Here is a 15,971-nt window from a genome sequence, read left to right as displayed (position 1 = left end):
GTCGTCGTTCTGGCAGACTGAGGCCCATGACCGACAACGCGCCCACCCCCGAGTCCTCCGCCGGCGACCCGGCGGCCTTCTACGTCCGCCTTGGCGAGCCCACCGTGGATGCCGACGGCGTCCGCACATCCCGCGTGCGCTCCACCGTGCACGCCCAGGGCGCGTGGCGGGCCGAGGAGATGCACATGGCCGCGGTCTCGGGCCTGCTGCTGCATGAGGTGAGCGCGCATGAGACCACGCCCGGGCTGCGGGTGGGACGGCTCTCCTACGACATCCTGGGCACACTCTGGGCCGGGGAGCTGGAGGTGACCACACGCACCCTGCGTCCGGGCCGCACCATCGAGCTGGTCGAATCCGTGCTCCAGGCCCGGGGCCGCACCGTGCTGACCCTGCGTGCCTGGCTGCTGTCCACTTCGGACACCTCCGCTGTCGCCCAGCTGCCGGACGAGTCCCTCCCGCCGCGCTCTGAAGCGCAGGGGCAGAACGCGCTCCAGGGGTGGGCCGGCGGGTACATCGCCTCCCTCGAGGGCGTCACCGTCCCCGGTCACGCGCCGGGCCACGGCCGGGTGTGGATCACCACGGACCGTGAGATGGTGGCGGGGGAGCCCACGAGCGATCTGGTGCGCCTGATCGGACTCACGGACACGGCCAACGGGATCGCCCCAGCCCTGCCGCCGAAGCCCGGGGGCTGGTTCTTCCCCAACGTGGACCTGCAGATCCATCTGTACCGCGAGCCCAGCGGCCACTGGCTCGGCCTCGCAGGCCAGGTCACCGTGGGCCCGGACGGCGTGGGCCTGACGAGCACCGTCCTCCATGACGACGACGGCCCCTTCGCCCACGTCGAACAGACCCTCACCCTGCGCTCCTGGCCGGCCGAGGGCGGCCTGTGAGCGCAGTCCGCCGGCTGCGCTGGGCGGTGCAGGAGCGGACCCTGGGGGCCGCCGAGGATCTCGACTGGGCCATGGGCGAGCTGTCCGTCTTCCGCACTGCCGCGGCGGAGGGGAAGGACCTGGACGATCTGATCCGTGTCTACGTGCCCGAGCCGACGGTCGCGTTCGGCCAGCGCGATGCGCGGCTGCCCGGCTTCGAGGCGGCGGCAGCGGCGGCCCGGGCCCACGGCTTCGCACCCCTGACCCGCCGGGCCGGCGGACGGGCGGCGGCCTACCACCACGGCTGTGTGGTGGTGGACCACCTGTGCCTGCAGGAGGACGCGGCCGTGACGCAGCGGGCACGCTTCTCCGAGTTCGCCGACCTGTTCGTGCGCGCCTTCGCCCGCATGGACGTGCCGGCCTCGCTGGGAGAGATCCCCGGGGAGTACTGCCCCGGCGAGTTCTCCGTGCAGGGCCCGGCCCCCGAGCACCCGGTGAAGCTGGCCGGCTCCGCCCAGCGTGTGGTCAAGGGCGCCTGGCTGTTCTCCACCCACGTGGTGGTTGCGGACGCCGTGCCGCTGCGTGCGGTGCTCACGGACGTCTACCGGGAGCTCGGCATGCCGATGGACCCGCGCACCGTGGGCGGGGCCGAGGATGTGCACCCCGGCGCGAGTGTGGAGCAGTTCGTGGCGGCGCTGCGCGCCGAGTACGCGGACTGGGCGGCCGAGCGCGGCATGTCCCTGGGTGACCTGGCGGTCTGACCCGGCTGCGGGCACGTCCGGACGGCCGCCGGCGGCAGGACCCGGGCCGGTCGCCCACGCCCGTGACCTGCGGCGCGGGCTCAGGCGTCCTCGGCGGGCGCACCGGCCATGGCGAACAGGTCGTGCTGCATGTCCGCCGTGGAGCGGGCCACGAATCCGGCGTCCACCGCGGCCTGCTTCCGGGCGCCGTCCGTGCGGAACAGGGCCCAGCCGCGCTGGAGCAGGAAGGGGATCGGCTTGCGGCGCTCGGCCACGTCCCGGGCGAAGCGGCGCACGGCGGTGGTCACCGGCGACTGGTCGATGTACCAGGCGTCGAAGGGCACCCCTGCCGCCTCGAGCAGGGCCGGCATCTGCGTGGCGAAGATGCCCTCGGCCACGATCGGCCCGCCCACGCCGGCGGCACCCGAGGCGCCGGCACCCGAGGCGTCGGCCTCGGAGCCGTTCCCGTACTCCAGGTGCAACGGCACCGTGCCCACGATCGAGGACGTGGAGATGTCGTAGTCCGGGATCTGCGCGGTCCCGGTCTGACGCAGCTGCACGATCGCCTCGACGGCGGCCGGGCCGTTCCAGGTGCCCGGGTCGTCCCAGTCGATCTCCCCGTAGGGGGTGCGCGGGAAGGCCGGGCCGTCCCCGCCCTCGGCGGCGTCCTCGGACTGCGGCCGGTAGAAGGAGTCCAGCGGCAGGTGCGGACGGCCGTAGCGGCGGGCGAGGAACGACTTGCCGGAGCCGGATGCCCCGCCGATCAGCACCACGCGTGGCCGGGGGGTTGCCTCGGCGGAGCCGGTGGTCCCGGACGCGGCGGGCTCGGGCTGGACGGGCTCGGGCTGGGCGGTGTCGTTCACGGTCACCCATTCTGACAGACCCTCCTCAGATGCTGTGCGCCTGCGGAAGGGCCACCGCGCCAGGGCTCCGAGGGCAGACGACGACGGACCCGGCGCCTTCCGCGGAAGTCGCCGGGTCCGTCGTCGGGACGGGGCCGAAGGCCCGCACCCTGGTGCAGGGCGGTCAGTGGCCGCGGGCGATCCACTCGTCCAGGTGCGGTGCCTCCGCGCCGATGGTGGTGGAGTCGCCGTGGCCGGTGTGGACCACGGTGCGGTCGGACATCGGCAGCAGGCGCGTGGAGATGGACTCGATGATCGTGTCGAAGTCCGAGTAGCTGCGGCCGGTGGCGCCGGGGCCGCCGGCGAACAGGGTGTCGCCGGAGAACACGACGCCGGTGGGGGTGCCGTCCTCGTCCTTCTCTCCCAGGGCCGGGGCGTGGAAGCACACCGAGCCGGGGGAGTGGCCCGGGGTGTGGCGGACCTCGAGCTCCACACCGGCCACGCGGAAGGTGTCGCCGTCCTGCAGGGCGCCGTCGGGGGCCTCGTCCGGGAACACGGCGTCCCAGAGCATGCGGTCGTCCGGGTGGATCAGCACGGGGGCGTCCACCATCCGGCGGAACTCCATGACCTGGCGGATGTGGTCGTCGTGGCCGTGGGTGAGCAGGATCGCCAGGACCTGACGGCCGTTGACGGCCTTCCACACGGCGTGCGCGTCATGGGCCGGGTCGATGACCACGCACTCCTCGGCGCCGCCGACGATCCAGACGTTGTTGTCCACCTCATGGGTCTCCCCGTCCAGGGAGAAGGTGCCGGAGGTGACGATGTGGTCGATGCGTGCCATCAGAGCACCACCACCGAACGCAGGACGTCGCCGGACTTCATGGTGTCGAAGGCCTCGTTCACCTCGTCGATGCCGATCTTCTCGGTGACGAACGCCTCCAGCGGCAGACGGCCCAGGCGGTACTGGTCCACGAGCATCGGGAAGTCGCGCTCGGGCAGGCAGTCGCCGTACCAGGAGGACTTCAGGGCGCCGCCGCGGCCGAAGACCTCGAGCAGGGGCAGCTCGATCTTCATCTCCGGGGTCGGCACGCCCACGAGCACCACGCGGCCGGCGAGGTCGCGGGCGTAGAAGGCCTGCTCGTAGGTCTCCGGGCGGCCCACGGCCTCGATGACCACGTCCGCGCCGACGCCGCCGGTGGCCTCACGGATCGCCTCGACGGCGTCCTGCTCCTTCGAGTTCACGGTGACGGTGGCCCCGAGCTCCTCGGCCTTCGCCAGCTTCTTCGGGTCGATGTCCACGGCCACGATCGTGGTGGCGCCGGCCAGCTTCGCGCCGGCCACCGCGGCCACGCCGACGCCGCCGCAGCCGATGACGGCCACGGACTCGCCGCGCTTGACCTCGCCGGTGTTCACGGCGGCGCCGATGCCGGCCATGACGCCGCAGCCCAGCAGCCCGACGGCGGCCTGCTCGTCCACCGAGTCCACGCCGTCCACCCTGGTGCACTGGCCGGAGTGGACCAGGGTCTTCTCGGCGAAGGCGCCGATGCCCAGGGCAGGCTCCAGCTCGGTGCCGTCCTCCAGGGTCATCTTCTGCTCGGCGTTGAAGGTGGAGAAGCAGTACTTCAGGTCCCCCTTCTTGCAGGCGCGGCACTCGCCGCAGACGGCACGCCAGTTCAGGATGACGGTGTCCCCGACCTCGACGTTCGTCACGCCCTCGCCGACGGCGGAGACCACGCCGGTGGCCTCGTGGCCGAGCAGATAGGGGTAGTCGTCTCCGATGCCGCCCTCGACGTAGTGCAGGTCCGTGTGGCAGACGCCGCAGGTCTTGATGTCCACGACGGCCTCGCCCGGACCCGGGTCCGGGACCACGATGGTGGTCAGCTCGACGGGGGCGTCCTTCGACCGTGCGATGACGGCCTTCACCTTCTGGGGCACGTGGGCTCCTCTCCTGTGGGGTGCACGGGCGGACAGTTGCGGTGCGTGTGTGCCGGTCCGGGGCCCGCGGGCCTTCGGGCCCGCAGTGTGGTCGGAGCGGCGCCACGCCGGTGGGGCGTCCTCCCGCGTCGGTCCCTCCATCCCATCACAGGGTCGGCGGCGGATGCACGGGTCACAGGTCCGGTGGGGCCGGCGCGCAGCACGCGTGGCGTGTGGCGCCGTCGCCCGGGACGGGGAAGACTTGATGCGGCAGACGAGTGCGCTGTGACCGGAGGCCGAGCAGACGAGTGCGCTGTGACCGGAGGCCGAGCAGACGAGGGGAAGGACCGTTGAGATGTGTGGCCGCTACGTGATGGCCCGTGCGACCGGGGACCTGGTGGCCCGGGGCGGTGCCGAGCCGGATGAGGAGCTGGTGCTCCGGGAGAACTGGAACGTCGCCCCGACGGCCGAGGTGCCGATCCTGGTGGCGCATGCGGGGAACGCCGGGGCGGGTGACGGCGACGCCGCGGTGACGCGGCGGATCCATGTGGCCCGCTGGGGCCTGGTGCCGCCGTGGGCGAAGGAGCTGTCCGTGGGCTCGCGTGCGTTCAACGCCCGCTCCGAGACGGTGGCGCAGAAGCCGACGTTCCGGGCGGCCGTGCGTGCCCGCCGCTGCGCCGTGCCCGTGGAAGGCTACTACGAGTGGAAGGCCCCCGACCCCGGGCAGAAGGGCGCCGACGGGAAGGCGGCGAAGAAGCAGCCGTTCTACGTGCACCCCGCCGGAGCCGGTGACGGCGAGGGGCCCGTCATCTGGTTCGCCGGCCTCTACGAGTGGTGGAAGGACCCGGAGGCCCAGGCCCGCGGCGAGGACCCGTGGGTGCTCTCCTGCTCCATCCTCACCTGCGCCTCCCCGGACCCGGAGGACGACGACGGCACCCTCGCCTCCCTGGGGCGCCTGCACGACCGTCTGCCCGTCCCCCTGGACGAGTCCCTGATGGCTGACTGGCTCGAGCCGGTGAAGCTCGGCTCCGCCGAGGAGGCGGAGGACCTCGTCGGGCGCGTGGTGGAGCACGCCGAGTCCGTGGCGCGCGGCTGGCGGCTGCGCCCCGTCGGCACCGCCGTGGGCAACGTGCGGAACAACGGGCCGGAGCTGATCCGGCCGCAGGGCGGGGTGCAGGAACCCCTTGTCTGAGCGGCACGCGCAGGAGCCGGCCCGGGGGCAGGCCGGGCACGAGGAGACGGGGCCCGCGGACGATGTCGCCGTGCCCCGCCCTGCCGGAGCGAGGCCGTCCGGGGACGTGACGGCGCAGACCGAGGCGACGGCGCCGCCGTCGGGCCTGGAGCAGCACCAGGTGTGGCTGTACCTGGGCGCGGCCGTGCTCGGCGGAGCCCTGGGCCTGGCGCTGCCGGGTGTGTCAGCGGTGACCGGTGTGCTGCTGTGGCCGCTGCTGGCGGCGCTGCTGTTCGCGACCTTCGTCCAGACCCCGCTGCAGCGGCTGCGTGAGGCCGGCTGGGACGGCCCCTGGCTCGGCACCGTGCTGGTGGCCAACGGGCTGGTGATGCCGGTGTTCGCCCTGTGCCTGGTGGCCGGGGTGGAGGTGTTCGGCAGAGTGCTCGTGGGCTCCGAGGCCCAGGTGACCGCCCTGGCGCTGGGACTGCTGCTGGTGCTCGCGGTGCCGTGCACGGACTGGTTCCTGACCTTCTCCTACCTGTCCTGGGGAGACCGGGCCGCGGCCGTGGTCATCACCCCCGTGAACCTGGTGCTGCAGCTGGTGAGCCTGCCCGTGTGGGTGTGGCTGTTCACGGTGCTGTGGGGAGGCATCGGCGCGGGCGTCGGAGGCGCCGGAGGGGGACTGCCGGGCCTCGGGGCGGCGCTGCTGAGCCCGGGCGTGACCGCCGGGGCCGTGCTGGTGGTGCTGGTGCCGCTCGGAGCCGCCGCGTTCTTCGAGCGGTCGCTGCAGCGCTCGCCGGTGGGCGAGGCGCGGCGCGCGCGGCTGGCCCGCTGGCCGATCCCGCTGCTGACCGCCGTGGTCTTCCTCGTGGCCGCCGGCAGTGCGCCGGCGGTGGCCGAGGCGTCCGGCGTGCTCTGGGTCGGCGCGCTGGTGTGCGTGGTCTACCTCGGCGGCGCGGTGCTGGCCGGGACCGTGGCCGGGGACATCGCCGGACTGCCGCGCCCACAGCGCCGCACCCTCGTGTGCACGCTCGGCACGAGGAACTCGTTCGTGGTGCTGCCGATCGCCGTGGCGCTGCCGGCCGGCTGGGAACTGGCCGGTGCGGCGATCGTGACGCAGTCGCTCGTCGAGCTGCTCGGCATGGGTCTGGTCAGCCGCTGGATGGCGGCCCGCGCGGTGCGGGGAGAGGAGGCGGCGCCGGCGCTGTGAGCAACGGCTCGGTCCCGGTCGGCTGGGCGCGGCTCGGTCCCGGTCGGCTGGGCGCGGCTCGGTCCCGGTCGGCTGGGCGCGGCTCGGTCCCGGTCGGCAGGGCGCGGCCCCCGTCCCCGCGAGGAGGGGACGGGGGCCGTCGTCGTGGCGGGACGCGCGTCAGCGCGCGGCGAGGATCAGCGCACGGTGAAGTCGATCGACTCGGTGTGGCGCTCGCCGTTGAGGTCCGTCACGGTGACCTCGGCGGTGTGCTCGCCGGCGGCCAGGTCCGACGGCAGCGGCAGGCGCCACAGGTGCATGGTGCGGTCGGCGAGGGAGCCGCCGTGCACCAGCTGCTCCTGGGCCGCAGTCGGGTCCGAGTACTCGGCGCCCACGCGGACCTCCTCGCCGTCCATCTCCTGGGTGCGGGTCGCGGGGACCGGTTCAGCTCCGTCCACGCTGACCTCGACCCGGGTGCCGGTGGCGCCCATGAACACGTTGGCGGTCAGCCAGGTTCCGGCCAGGTCCTCGGCGGCCACGGTGTGCGGGTCCGCCAGCGGCTTGGCGCCGCCCTTCTTGGCGTGGTCCTGGTTGGCCTCGAACCACTCGCGGTAGGCCGGGGTGTTCAGGCCGAGGCTCATCTGGTCGGAGCCGTCGTCACCGCGGACGGTGAAGCGGGAGGCGATGCCCTCGGCGGTCAGGTCCAGGGTGACCACGCCGGGCAGGGCGCCGTCGCGCTGGGCGGCCAGCGGGTACCGGTCCCCGTCCACGAGGCGTCCGGAGTACCAGTCGCCGGAGATCGCGCCGGCCACCAGGTGGTCGAACGGCAGCCCGTCGATGCCGAACAGGTCCTTCCACCCGGCCACGAGGTCGCCGGCGCGCAGGTTCTCGGTGGAGTGGGTGTGGCCGCCGACCGTGATGACCTCACGGCCCTCGAGCAGCTCGTAGATCTCGGGCACCTGGTCGATCGAGTGGGTGGCCGAGGTGCTGTCCGCGAAGGACATCAGCGGCACGTGGGTGCCCAGCACGATCTTCTTGTCCTTCGGGGTCACGGCGATGTCCTGGCGCAGCCACTCCATCTGGCGCTCGTCGATCGAGCCGTTGTAGCCGCTGGAGTCTGCGAGCGGGTACTCCACGGAGGACAGGGCGATCACGTGGGCGTCCCCGACGTCGTAGGAGTAGTACTCGGGCCCGAGGGCGGCGCGGAAGCTGTCGAAGGCGTGCTCGGAGTCCGGGGTGTCGAAGTCCAGGTCGTGGTTGCCGGGCAGGAACCAGGCCGGGCCGTTGAGCATGGAGGACAGCTCGCGTGTCTGCGGGTACAGGTCCGGGCGGTCTCCCACGATGTCGCCGATGAACAGGATGCCGCAGTCCGTGTAGTCGGTGCGCTCGGCCAGGTCCGCGAACGCGCCGGAGCGGGCGTACTCCACCTCCTGCTCGGTGTAGGTCTGGACGTCGCCGCCGATCAGGCAGCGCTGGTCCTCCTCGGCCATGCGCTCGTCCGCCACCACCGGGAAGTTCACGGCGGCCGGGAGCTCGCCGGTCGGGGCGATGCCGCCGTGCTCCAGCTCCGGGGAGCCGTCCGGCAGGTGGTGGTAGTGGAACTGCGGGACGTTGTCCGCGTCCACCGGAACGCGGTAGCCGGTCGGCTGGGTGACGAAGACCGTCATGTTGTCCCGGACGGGCAGCTCGTAGCGGCCGTGCTTGTCCGTGAGGACGACGTCCTCGCCGTTGGAGACGCGCACACCGGCCAGGCCCTTCTCCGAGGGGTGGCGGCGGGAGTCGCGGTCCGCGTCCACGAAGACGCGGCCGGTGAGCACGTTCGGGTCCTTCGGGCGGGAGTCGTGCGGGGTGCGGCGCACGTCCACCTGACCGCGGTAGGCGTCACGGTCCCAGTCGAACTCCTCCGGGGTGCCGGGGTGGTGCGGGTGCTTCGGCCCCTTGCCCGGGTGCTCCGGGTGGACCGGGTGCGGGTGCTTCGGCCCCTTGCCCGGGTGCTCCGGGTGGACCGGGTGCGGGTGCTTCGGCCCCTTGCCGGGGTGCTCCGGGTGGACCGGGTGCGGGTGCTTCGGCCCCTTGCCCGGGTGCTCCGGGTGGACCGGGTGCGGGTGCTTCGGCCCCTTGCCCGGGTGCTCCGGGTGGACCGGGTGCGGGTGCTTCGGCCCCTTGCCGGGGTGCTCCGGGTGGACCGGGTGCGGGCGGTGCTGCGGGGAGGAGGCCGGAGCGGCCGCAGCGCCGGCGGACTCGCTCTCGGCGCCGGCGGACGGGGCGATGACGGCTGCGGAGAGCAGGCCGCCGGTCAGGGTCAGGGCGAGGGCTCCGGCGCCGAGGCGGCGGACGCAGGCGGTGGTCTTCACGATGTACCTCTGTTCTGCGGTTCTGTCGTCGGGGACAGCCCCGGGGCATGCGCCGTGAAGCGCGCCGTTCCCTCCGGCGTGCCCCCGCACGCCCCGGCGCGGCATCGAGCCTGACAGCACGGTGTGACGTGCCGGTGACGGCCGGATGAAGGGCACCGCACCGGACCCCGACGCCCCAGTGACGCTTATCGTGTCCGGCCGCCTCCGTAGCTTCGGGGAAGCGATTCGAACACATGTTCGAGTAGCGTGGTGGGTGCGGCCTTCCCAGCGCTTCCCGTCCAGGGCCCCTCGGGGCCTGCCGCTCCCACCGCCCGACGGCATCCCGCCGTCGGGTCCGCACAGGCCGGTCCGCCGGCAGAACCGAGCAGGGAATCAGGGAGAAGACCATGGGAATCTTCACGCAGTCCGTCGCCGTGGAGTGCGCGCAGGACGGCACGCCGCACCGGCTCCGCTGGAACGGTCGGGACTACGCGCTCGCCGAGCGTCCGGTGCGCTGGTACGAGCGCCGCCGCTGGTGGGCCGAGGAGCACCGGGCCGAGAAGGGCCGTGGCGCCGGCCTCGTGGACCACGAGATCTGGCGCCTCCAGGTCCGGCTCGCCCGTGCCGGCAACGCCCCGCTGCAGACCGTGGACGTCGCCCATCACCTGGACTCCGGCCGCTGGCGTCTGATCCGCATCCACGGCGGGGTCTGCCTGCCCCTCGTGGCCACCGCCTAGCCCGCACCTGTCCGCCGCACCGTGAGGTGCGGGCCTTCGCCCGCCCGTCCTTCCCGACGCCGGCCCCTTCCCTCCGTCGTCCGCCTCACCCACGCCTGTCCGCGCTTCCCGTCGCGCTCTGTCCGTGCTTCCCGCCGCCCGGTCCGTCCGCCGTCATCGGGCGGTGCCGGTTCCGTCGAACAGGAGTGTCAGCATGACCGAGACCGCCGAGCCCTTCGCCCACCTGCAGGTCGCCAGCGCCTTCAGCGCGCACTACGGAGCGTCCTGGCCCGCCGAACTCGTCGCCGCCGCGGCTGCCGACGGGCAGCGCCTGCTCGCCTGCACCGACCGCGACGGCCTCTACGGCATGGCCAAGCACGTCTCCGCGTGCAGGGAGCACGGGATCGCCCCGATCGTCGGCGTGGACCTCGCCGTCACCTGGGCAGACCTGCCGCCGGGGGAGCGGCCGGGGACGCAGGAGCCGGGGGCCGAAGCCGGCCGCGTGGTGATCCTGGCCCGCGGCGGCTGCGGGGGCTCCGGGTACGCTGCGCTGTGCCGGGTGGTCTCGGCGGCGCACGCCCGCACCACGGGCGGCGCCGGCGGCGGTGCCCCGGTGCTCACGGTCGCCGAGCTGGCCGCGGCCGCCGCCGGACCGGTGCCCACCGCGGCGGACCCGAAGAACCCGCCGACGCCCGAGCTGTTCGTCCTGCTCGGCCCGGACTCGGACGTCGGCCGGCACCTGGCCCGCCGCCGCTGGAACGCCGGCCTGCAGGGGCTGCGCCGCTGGAAGGCCGCTCTGCCCGCCCGCAGCCTGCACGTCAACGCGGTCAGCCACCTCTCCGCACCCGGGCGGCGGTGCGACACCGGGCACGCCGTGAAGATGGTCCGCGCCGCCGCGCAGGTCCGGCTGCCCGCCGTGCTCACCAACGCCGTCCGCTACGCCGCCCCGGACGGGGCCGCCACCGCCGACGTCCTGGACGCCGTCCGGGCCCTCAGCGCCCTGGACGGGGCGCACGACCTGCAGCCCAACGGCCAGGGATGGCTCAAGCCCACCGCGGCCATGCGGCAGATCGCCGCCGAGGTCGCGGACGCCGCGGACATCCGCCCTGCAGCCCTGCTCGCGGCCACCCAGGCCTTGGCCGAGGCCTGTGCCGTGGACCCTGCCGAGGACCTCGGATGGGGGCGGCCGCGCGTTCCGGAGGCGGCCGTCGTCGGGATCGAGGGGAACCCGGCACGGGTGCTGCGGGAGCGGACCCTGGCGGGGGTGGCCGACCGCTACCCGGACCTGTTCACGGGCACGGCCTTCGCCGCCACGGCGGCCGGCCGGGAGCTCGAGGAGCGTGTGGAGCACGAGCTCGGGATCATCTCCCGGCTCGGGTTCTCCGGGTACTTCCTCACGGTGGCCGAGGTGGTGCGGATGATCGAGGGCCGCGGCGTGCGCGTGGCGGCTCGGGGCTCGGGAGCGTCCTCGCTGGTCAACCACGCCCTGCGGATCTCGCACGTGGACCCCATGGCGCAGGGGCTGCTCATGGAGCGGTTCCTCTCGGACGACCGCTCGACCCTGCCGGACATCGACATCGACGTGGAGTCCGCCCGCCGCCACGAGGTCTACCGGGCGCTGTTCGAACGGTTCGGACAGCAGCGCACCACCCTGATGAGCATGCAGAACGCCTACCGGGCCCGCGGCGCCGTGCGGGACGCCGGGCTCGCCCTGGGCATGCCGGACCCGGAGGTGGACGCGGTGGCCAAGCAGCTGTGGCGGTTCTCCGCCTCCCACTTCCGCGACGCCCTCGAGCGCATGCCGGAGCTGCGCGGCTTCGCCGAGCGCCTCGAGTCCGGGCGCCGCGAGGGCAGCCGGCAGCTGGACCTGCTCGTGGACCTCACCGAGCGCCTGGACCGGCTGCCGCGGCACATCTCCATGCACCCGTGCGGCGTGATCCTCGGGGACGCCTCCCTGCTGAAGCGCACCCCCGTGCAGCCCTCCGGCCTCGGCCTGCCCATGAGCCAGTTCGACAAGCACGACATGGACCCCATGGGCATGCTCAAGCTCGACGTCCTCGGCGTCCGCATGCAGTCCGCCATCGCCTACGCCCTCCAGGAGGTCGCCCGCACCACCGGCGAGCAGGTGGACCTCGAGCAGGTTCCCTTGGACGACCCCGCCACCTACGAGATGATCCGCACCACCCACACGCTCGGCTGCTTCCAGATCGAGTCCCCGGGCCAGCGGGAGCTGATCGGCAAGCTCGCCCCGGAGCGGTTCGAGGATCTCATCGTGGACATCTCCCTGTTCCGCCCCGGCCCCATGCAGTCGGACATGGTGCGCCCCTTCCTGGAACAGCGGCACGGGTGGGCGCCGGCCCACTACCCGCACCCGGACCTCGTTCCCGTGCTCGCCGAGACCCACGGGGTCACCGTGTTCCACGAGCAGGTGCTGCGCACCTTCGACGTCATGACCGGCTGCGGCCTTGCCAAGGCCGACGAGCTCCGCCGTCTCATCGGCTCCGACGCCGAGACCCGTGTGGAGGAGTTCTTCCGCTCCCGGGCCCTGTCCCGCGGCTACAGCCTCGACGTCATCGACGAGGTCTGGGCCACCCTCCACGCCTTCGGCTCCTTCGGGTTCTGCAAGGCGCACGGGGCGGCGTTCGCAGTGCCCACCTACCACTCGGCCTGGCTGAAGACGCACCACCCGGAGGCGTTCATGGCCGCGATCCTCGAGCACGACCCCGGCATGTACCCCGCCCGTCTCATGATCGCCGAGGCCCGCCGCATGGGCATCCCCGTGCTCCCCGTGGACGTGAACCGCTCCTCCGACCACGTCCGCGTCGAATGGGTGCCGGACCATCCCGAGCTCGGACTGCCGCCCCGCGATGGAGGCCACGGGGGAACGCCCGAGACCCTCTTCCCGACGACGGCACCCGCCTCCGCCGGTGGGCCGGCAGGAGGGGGTGAGGCGGCCGTCGTCGGGGAACCGCCTGTGCCGGGACCGTCTGCGCAGGAGGCGTCTGCACAGGGGGCGTCTGCACAGGGGGCATCTGGGCAGGGGGCGTCTGCGCAGGGGGCCTCCCGCGGGCCGGGACGCTGGGGGATCCGTCTGCCGATGAGCGCGCTGTCCGGGCTGAGCGAGGCCGAGGTGCGGCGGCTCGTGGACGGGAGGCCCTACATGAGCCTGGCCGACGTGCGCGACCGTGCCCGGCCGACCGCCCGCAATCTCGAACGGCTCGCGCAGCTCGGGGCGCTGGACTGCCTGCTGCCGCCGGGCGGGGCCTCGCGCACGGACCTCGTGCACCATCTGGAGATGCAGCACTCCGCCGGCTACGGCTCGGGTCCGGGGCGGCTCGCCACGACGTCCCGGAAGGCGCGGCCGCGGCAGGTGGACGGGCAGCTGTCCCTGGACCTGCCGGATGTGGAGCTGCAGTCGCTGACGCCGATGTTCCCGTCCCCGCGGAACGCGGACCGGGTGCGCACCGAGCTCGACCTCACCGCCCTCGACGTCACCGCACACCTCATGGACTCCCACGCCCCCTACCTGGAGGCGCTCGGGGTGACGAAGGCGGAGCGGCTGCTCTCGCTGCGGTCCCAGTCGCGGGTGCTGGTCGCAGGGGTGCGCGTGGCCACCCAGACACCGCCGATGCGCAGTGGCCGGCGCGTCGTGTTCGTCTCCGTGGACGACGGCACCGGCTGTGTGGACACCTCCTTCTTCACCGAGGCCCAGCACGCCTCGGGGGAGATGCTGTTCTCCTCCCGGCTGCTGCTGATCGAGGGGACCGTGCGCCGCACCGGAGCGAAGGCCGTGTCCGTGCAGGCCGTGCGCGCCTGGGACCTCCACCGGCCCGAGACCCTGCCCGACCCCGACTACCTCGACTCCACCCGCGATGCCTGGGCCCGCTGGCTCCGGGCAGACCGGGAGGCTGCTCGGCGGCGGGCGGCGGAGAGGGACGGTGTGCTGGTCGGCGCACGGGCCCATCCCGGCCGCCTGCCGGAGGTGCCCCACCATGCGACGGGCCACTGGCCCGTCAAGGCCGACGTCGGCCGGGTCGCCCGCGACCTCGACGTCGCCCTCTCCGGCGCCCAGGCCGGTGTCCAGGCCGGCGGCCAGCTGCCCTGGCCGGTCCGCAGGTCCGATGACCGTGCCGTCCCGGTGCCCCACCCGGACACCTGGGAGCTGCTTCCGACGCCGGACGGCTGACCGGGGTGCGTGCCGGCCGGGACGCAGGGTCTTGTCCGCAGGAGAGGCCAGGACAGTGCGGCCCCGGTCGCCGGTGGCGCTTATCGTGTCCGGCCCGGATGTTCGAATGTATGGACGAAGGGAGGTGGGGTGCATGGCACTCGCAACAGAGACGATGAACAAGACCGCGGACGAGCGGCCACCCGGCACCGTGCGCCCCGGAAGTCTCCGGGACCGGCGTGATCCCCGCGCCCGCCACTTCCCGAACATGCCCATGGCCCACGAGGTCGCCGTCGCACAGCGACTGGCCGACCACGTGGTGCGCCGGCTCGAAGGGCCGGACTGGTGGGCCACCGGAGAGCAGGAGGACCTGCCCGAGCTGATCTCAGACGTCGAACGGCTGGCTCGGACCGTGGCGGCGGCCCAGGCGATGCTGGCCGGACACGTCGCGAAGGCGCACGAGAACGAGGCCGACCGCGAGGAGATCCTCGGCGTGCCCCGGGGCAAGAGCGCCCACCGGGATGCCGCCGACTACCTCCGCAGCACCCTGCGCGTGGATCGACGCGAGGCGAAGCGGCGCATCGCGAGGGCGGCCGCGACCCGTGAGCAGCAGGCCTTCGTCACCGCGCCGGTGACCCCGCCGCAGCTGCCGGCCGTCGCCGCGACGATGAGCCGCGGGCACGTGGACCCCGTTGCCGGCGACGTGGTGGTCAAGACCCTCACCGAGGCGCGCACAGACGCCCGTCTCGCCGGAGTGCCGGACACCGAGGCGGACGCCATGATCGCCGGCGCCGACCGGCTCCTGTCCGAGCAGCTCACCCGCCTCGACGCCGACTCGATCCGCCGCCTCTGCCAGCGCTGGCGCCAGAACGTGGACGCCGTCGTGATGCCGGACCACGGTGCGCCCACAGAGGCAGAGCTCAACGCTGCGCAGGGCATGTTCTACCGGGGCCGACGACGGGGGCTCCACCGGTGGGAGCTGCTCGTCACCGACGTCCAGAACGAGGTGCTGCAGACCCTCGCGTCAGCGGCCACCAACCCCCGGGCCGACCGGGAGGCCGGCGGTGGCCGGTCCGGCAGCCGAGCGGCCGCCGCACCGCACACCGATCTGCACACCGATCCGCGGAGCCGCGGCCAGAAGCAGGCCGACACCGTGATCAGCGCCCTGCAGTCGGCCCTCGCGCACGCCGGCTCCGACGTGCTTCCGAGCAGCGGCGGCCACCGTCCGCAGCTGCTCGTCACCATCGACTACGAGACGCTGCTGCGCCAGGTCAGCGGTGCCGTCCTGGGGGCCGACGGCACCGGCACCGACCCCGCGTGGACGAACGGCACCGCCCCCGGGAGGACGGGCGGAATGGGGGCCGCCGGCGTGGCGTTCGGAGCGGGGGCCGCCGGCGTGGCGTTCGGAGCCGCACACGGCCGGGCCCTGTCCTGCATGGACTTCACCGGTCCGGTCGATCCGCGGCAGATCCGCCGCATCGCCTGCGACGCAGACATCATCCCCGCCGTGCTCGGCGGCGAAGGCGAGATCCTCGACCTCGGCCGAGCCCGCCGACTCTTCACCCGCGCCCAGCGCAAGGCCATCACCGCCCGCGACGGCGGATGCGCCGCCCCCGGCTGCACCATCCCGGCGGCCTGGTGCGAGGTCCACCACATCGACCACTGGGAGCACGGGGGTCCGACCGACGTGGACAACGGGGTGCTCCTCTGCTCACACCATCACCATGCGGTCCACTCCGGGTGGTGGGAGATCGACGTCGAGGACGGTGTTCCCTGGTTCACCCCGGCCCGGCACCTCGACCCGGATCGGACGCCGAGACGGAACCAGTACCACCGGACGCGGGGACATCCGCGGCACGAGTAGCGCAGGAGGCAGGGACCGCGGGCGGGTCGTGGCGTCGTGGGCCTTCCTGTGCCCGTCTGCCCGTACGCATGCCCGCCGGCCCGTACGCATGCCTGCCTGCCCGGGTCTAGACTTGTCCCGGCTGGCGGTGGCCCCCGTATGCCACCAGCCCTGAAGCCTGATGTGAAC

The 15,971-nt window shown here is 73.7% G+C and carries 11 protein-coding genes; 7 read left to right on the top strand and 4 right to left on the bottom strand.

Annotated elements, in window-relative coordinates; all coding sequences use genetic code 11:
• The first annotated feature begins 26 nt into the window (after positions 1-26).
• Both FM125_RS01890 and FM125_RS01885 read left to right on the top strand, forming a co-directional pair.
• Positions 27-890, top strand: coding sequence for a thioesterase family protein (locus FM125_RS01890; RefSeq protein WP_087133463.1), 864 nt, complete (start codon positions 27-29; stop codon positions 888-890).
• Positions 887-1,630 (top strand): lipoate--protein ligase family protein, encoded by a 744-nt coding sequence (locus FM125_RS01885; RefSeq protein WP_087133462.1) that lies wholly within the window; start codon positions 887-889, stop codon positions 1,628-1,630. Before FM125_RS01890 ends, FM125_RS01885 begins: the two co-directional genes overlap by 4 nt.
• A gap of 80 nt (positions 1,631-1,710) precedes the next feature.
• Here the strand turns inward: FM125_RS01885 and FM125_RS01880 are convergent, their stop codons facing one another.
• From FM125_RS01880 to FM125_RS01870, 3 genes are all read right to left on the bottom strand, one after another.
• Positions 1,711-2,472, bottom strand: a complete 762-nt coding sequence (locus FM125_RS01880) for a uridine kinase family protein (RefSeq protein ID WP_245829720.1) — start codon at positions 2,470-2,472, stop codon at positions 1,711-1,713.
• Positions 2,473-2,635: 163 nt separating this feature from the next.
• Positions 2,636-3,292 carry an MBL fold metallo-hydrolase gene (locus FM125_RS01875; protein ID WP_070638968.1) on the bottom strand — a complete coding sequence of 219 codons (657 nt, stop codon included), beginning with the start codon at positions 3,290-3,292 and terminating at the stop codon, positions 2,636-2,638.
• Entirely contained in the window at positions 3,292-4,386 is a 1,095-nt protein-coding gene (locus tag FM125_RS01870) for an S-(hydroxymethyl)mycothiol dehydrogenase (protein WP_067190150.1), read from the bottom strand. The genes FM125_RS01875 and FM125_RS01870 overlap by 1 nt, the downstream gene beginning before the upstream one ends.
• A 334-nt stretch (positions 4,387-4,720) precedes the next feature.
• Here FM125_RS01870 and FM125_RS01865 point away from each other — a divergent pair, with 334 nt between their 5' ends.
• A complete protein-coding gene (locus FM125_RS01865; RefSeq protein ID WP_087133461.1) occupies positions 4,721-5,557 on the top strand; it encodes an SOS response-associated peptidase in 837 nt (278 codons plus the stop codon).
• A gap of 106 nt (positions 5,558-5,663) precedes the next feature.
• A complete protein-coding gene (locus FM125_RS01860) occupies positions 5,664-6,746 on the top strand; it encodes an arsenic resistance protein (RefSeq protein ID WP_219337011.1) in 1,083 nt (360 codons plus the stop codon).
• A 176-nt stretch (positions 6,747-6,922) separates the two neighbouring features.
• Here FM125_RS01860 and FM125_RS01855 read toward each other — a convergent pair whose 3' ends face one another.
• On the bottom strand, positions 6,923-9,079 hold the full coding sequence (locus tag FM125_RS01855) for a calcineurin-like phosphoesterase C-terminal domain-containing protein (protein WP_245829718.1): 2,157 nt from the start codon (positions 9,077-9,079) through the stop codon (positions 6,923-6,925).
• Positions 9,080-9,465: 386 nt separating this feature from the next.
• Between FM125_RS01855 and FM125_RS01850 the strand changes: the two genes are divergently transcribed.
• From FM125_RS01850 to FM125_RS12060, 3 genes are all read left to right on the top strand, one after another.
• Entirely contained in the window at positions 9,466-9,795 is a 330-nt protein-coding gene (locus tag FM125_RS01850; RefSeq protein WP_067190157.1) for a DUF6504 family protein, read from the top strand.
• A gap of 193 nt (positions 9,796-9,988) precedes the next feature.
• The gene (locus tag FM125_RS01845) at positions 9,989-13,960 is read left to right on the top strand and encodes a DNA polymerase III subunit alpha (RefSeq protein WP_087133460.1); all 3,972 of its coding nucleotides are present in this window, start codon (positions 9,989-9,991) and stop codon (positions 13,958-13,960) included.
• Between the two features lie 133 nt (positions 13,961-14,093).
• Positions 14,094-15,803 (top strand): HNH endonuclease signature motif containing protein, encoded by a 1,710-nt coding sequence (locus FM125_RS12060; RefSeq protein ID WP_245829716.1) that lies wholly within the window; start codon positions 14,094-14,096, stop codon positions 15,801-15,803.
• Positions 15,804-15,971: the final 168 nt, after the last annotated feature.

The sequence above is a fragment of the Micrococcus lylae genome, from assembly GCF_900163825.1.
GTDB classification, from domain to species: Bacteria; Actinomycetota; Actinomycetes; order Actinomycetales; family Micrococcaceae; genus Micrococcus; species Micrococcus lylae.
The sequence above is the reverse complement of the archived record's forward strand: the minus strand, read 5'-3'. Positions and strand labels throughout refer to the sequence as shown.

Coding starts and splice junctions, on each gene's coding strand:
- FM125_RS01890 (WP_087133463.1), top strand. CDS start 27: ATGACCGACAACGCGCCCACCCCCGAGTCCTCCGCCGGCGACCCGGCG.
- FM125_RS01875 (WP_070638968.1), bottom strand. CDS start 3,292: ATGGCACGCATCGACCACATCGTCACCTCCGGCACCTTCTCCCTGGAC.
- FM125_RS01865 (WP_087133461.1), top strand. CDS start 4,721: ATGTGTGGCCGCTACGTGATGGCCCGTGCGACCGGGGACCTGGTGGCC.
- FM125_RS01850 (WP_067190157.1), top strand. CDS start 9,466: ATGGGAATCTTCACGCAGTCCGTCGCCGTGGAGTGCGCGCAGGACGGC.
- FM125_RS01845 (WP_087133460.1), top strand. CDS start 9,989: ATGACCGAGACCGCCGAGCCCTTCGCCCACCTGCAGGTCGCCAGCGCC.
- FM125_RS12060 (WP_245829716.1), top strand. CDS start 14,094: ATGGCACTCGCAACAGAGACGATGAACAAGACCGCGGACGAGCGGCCA.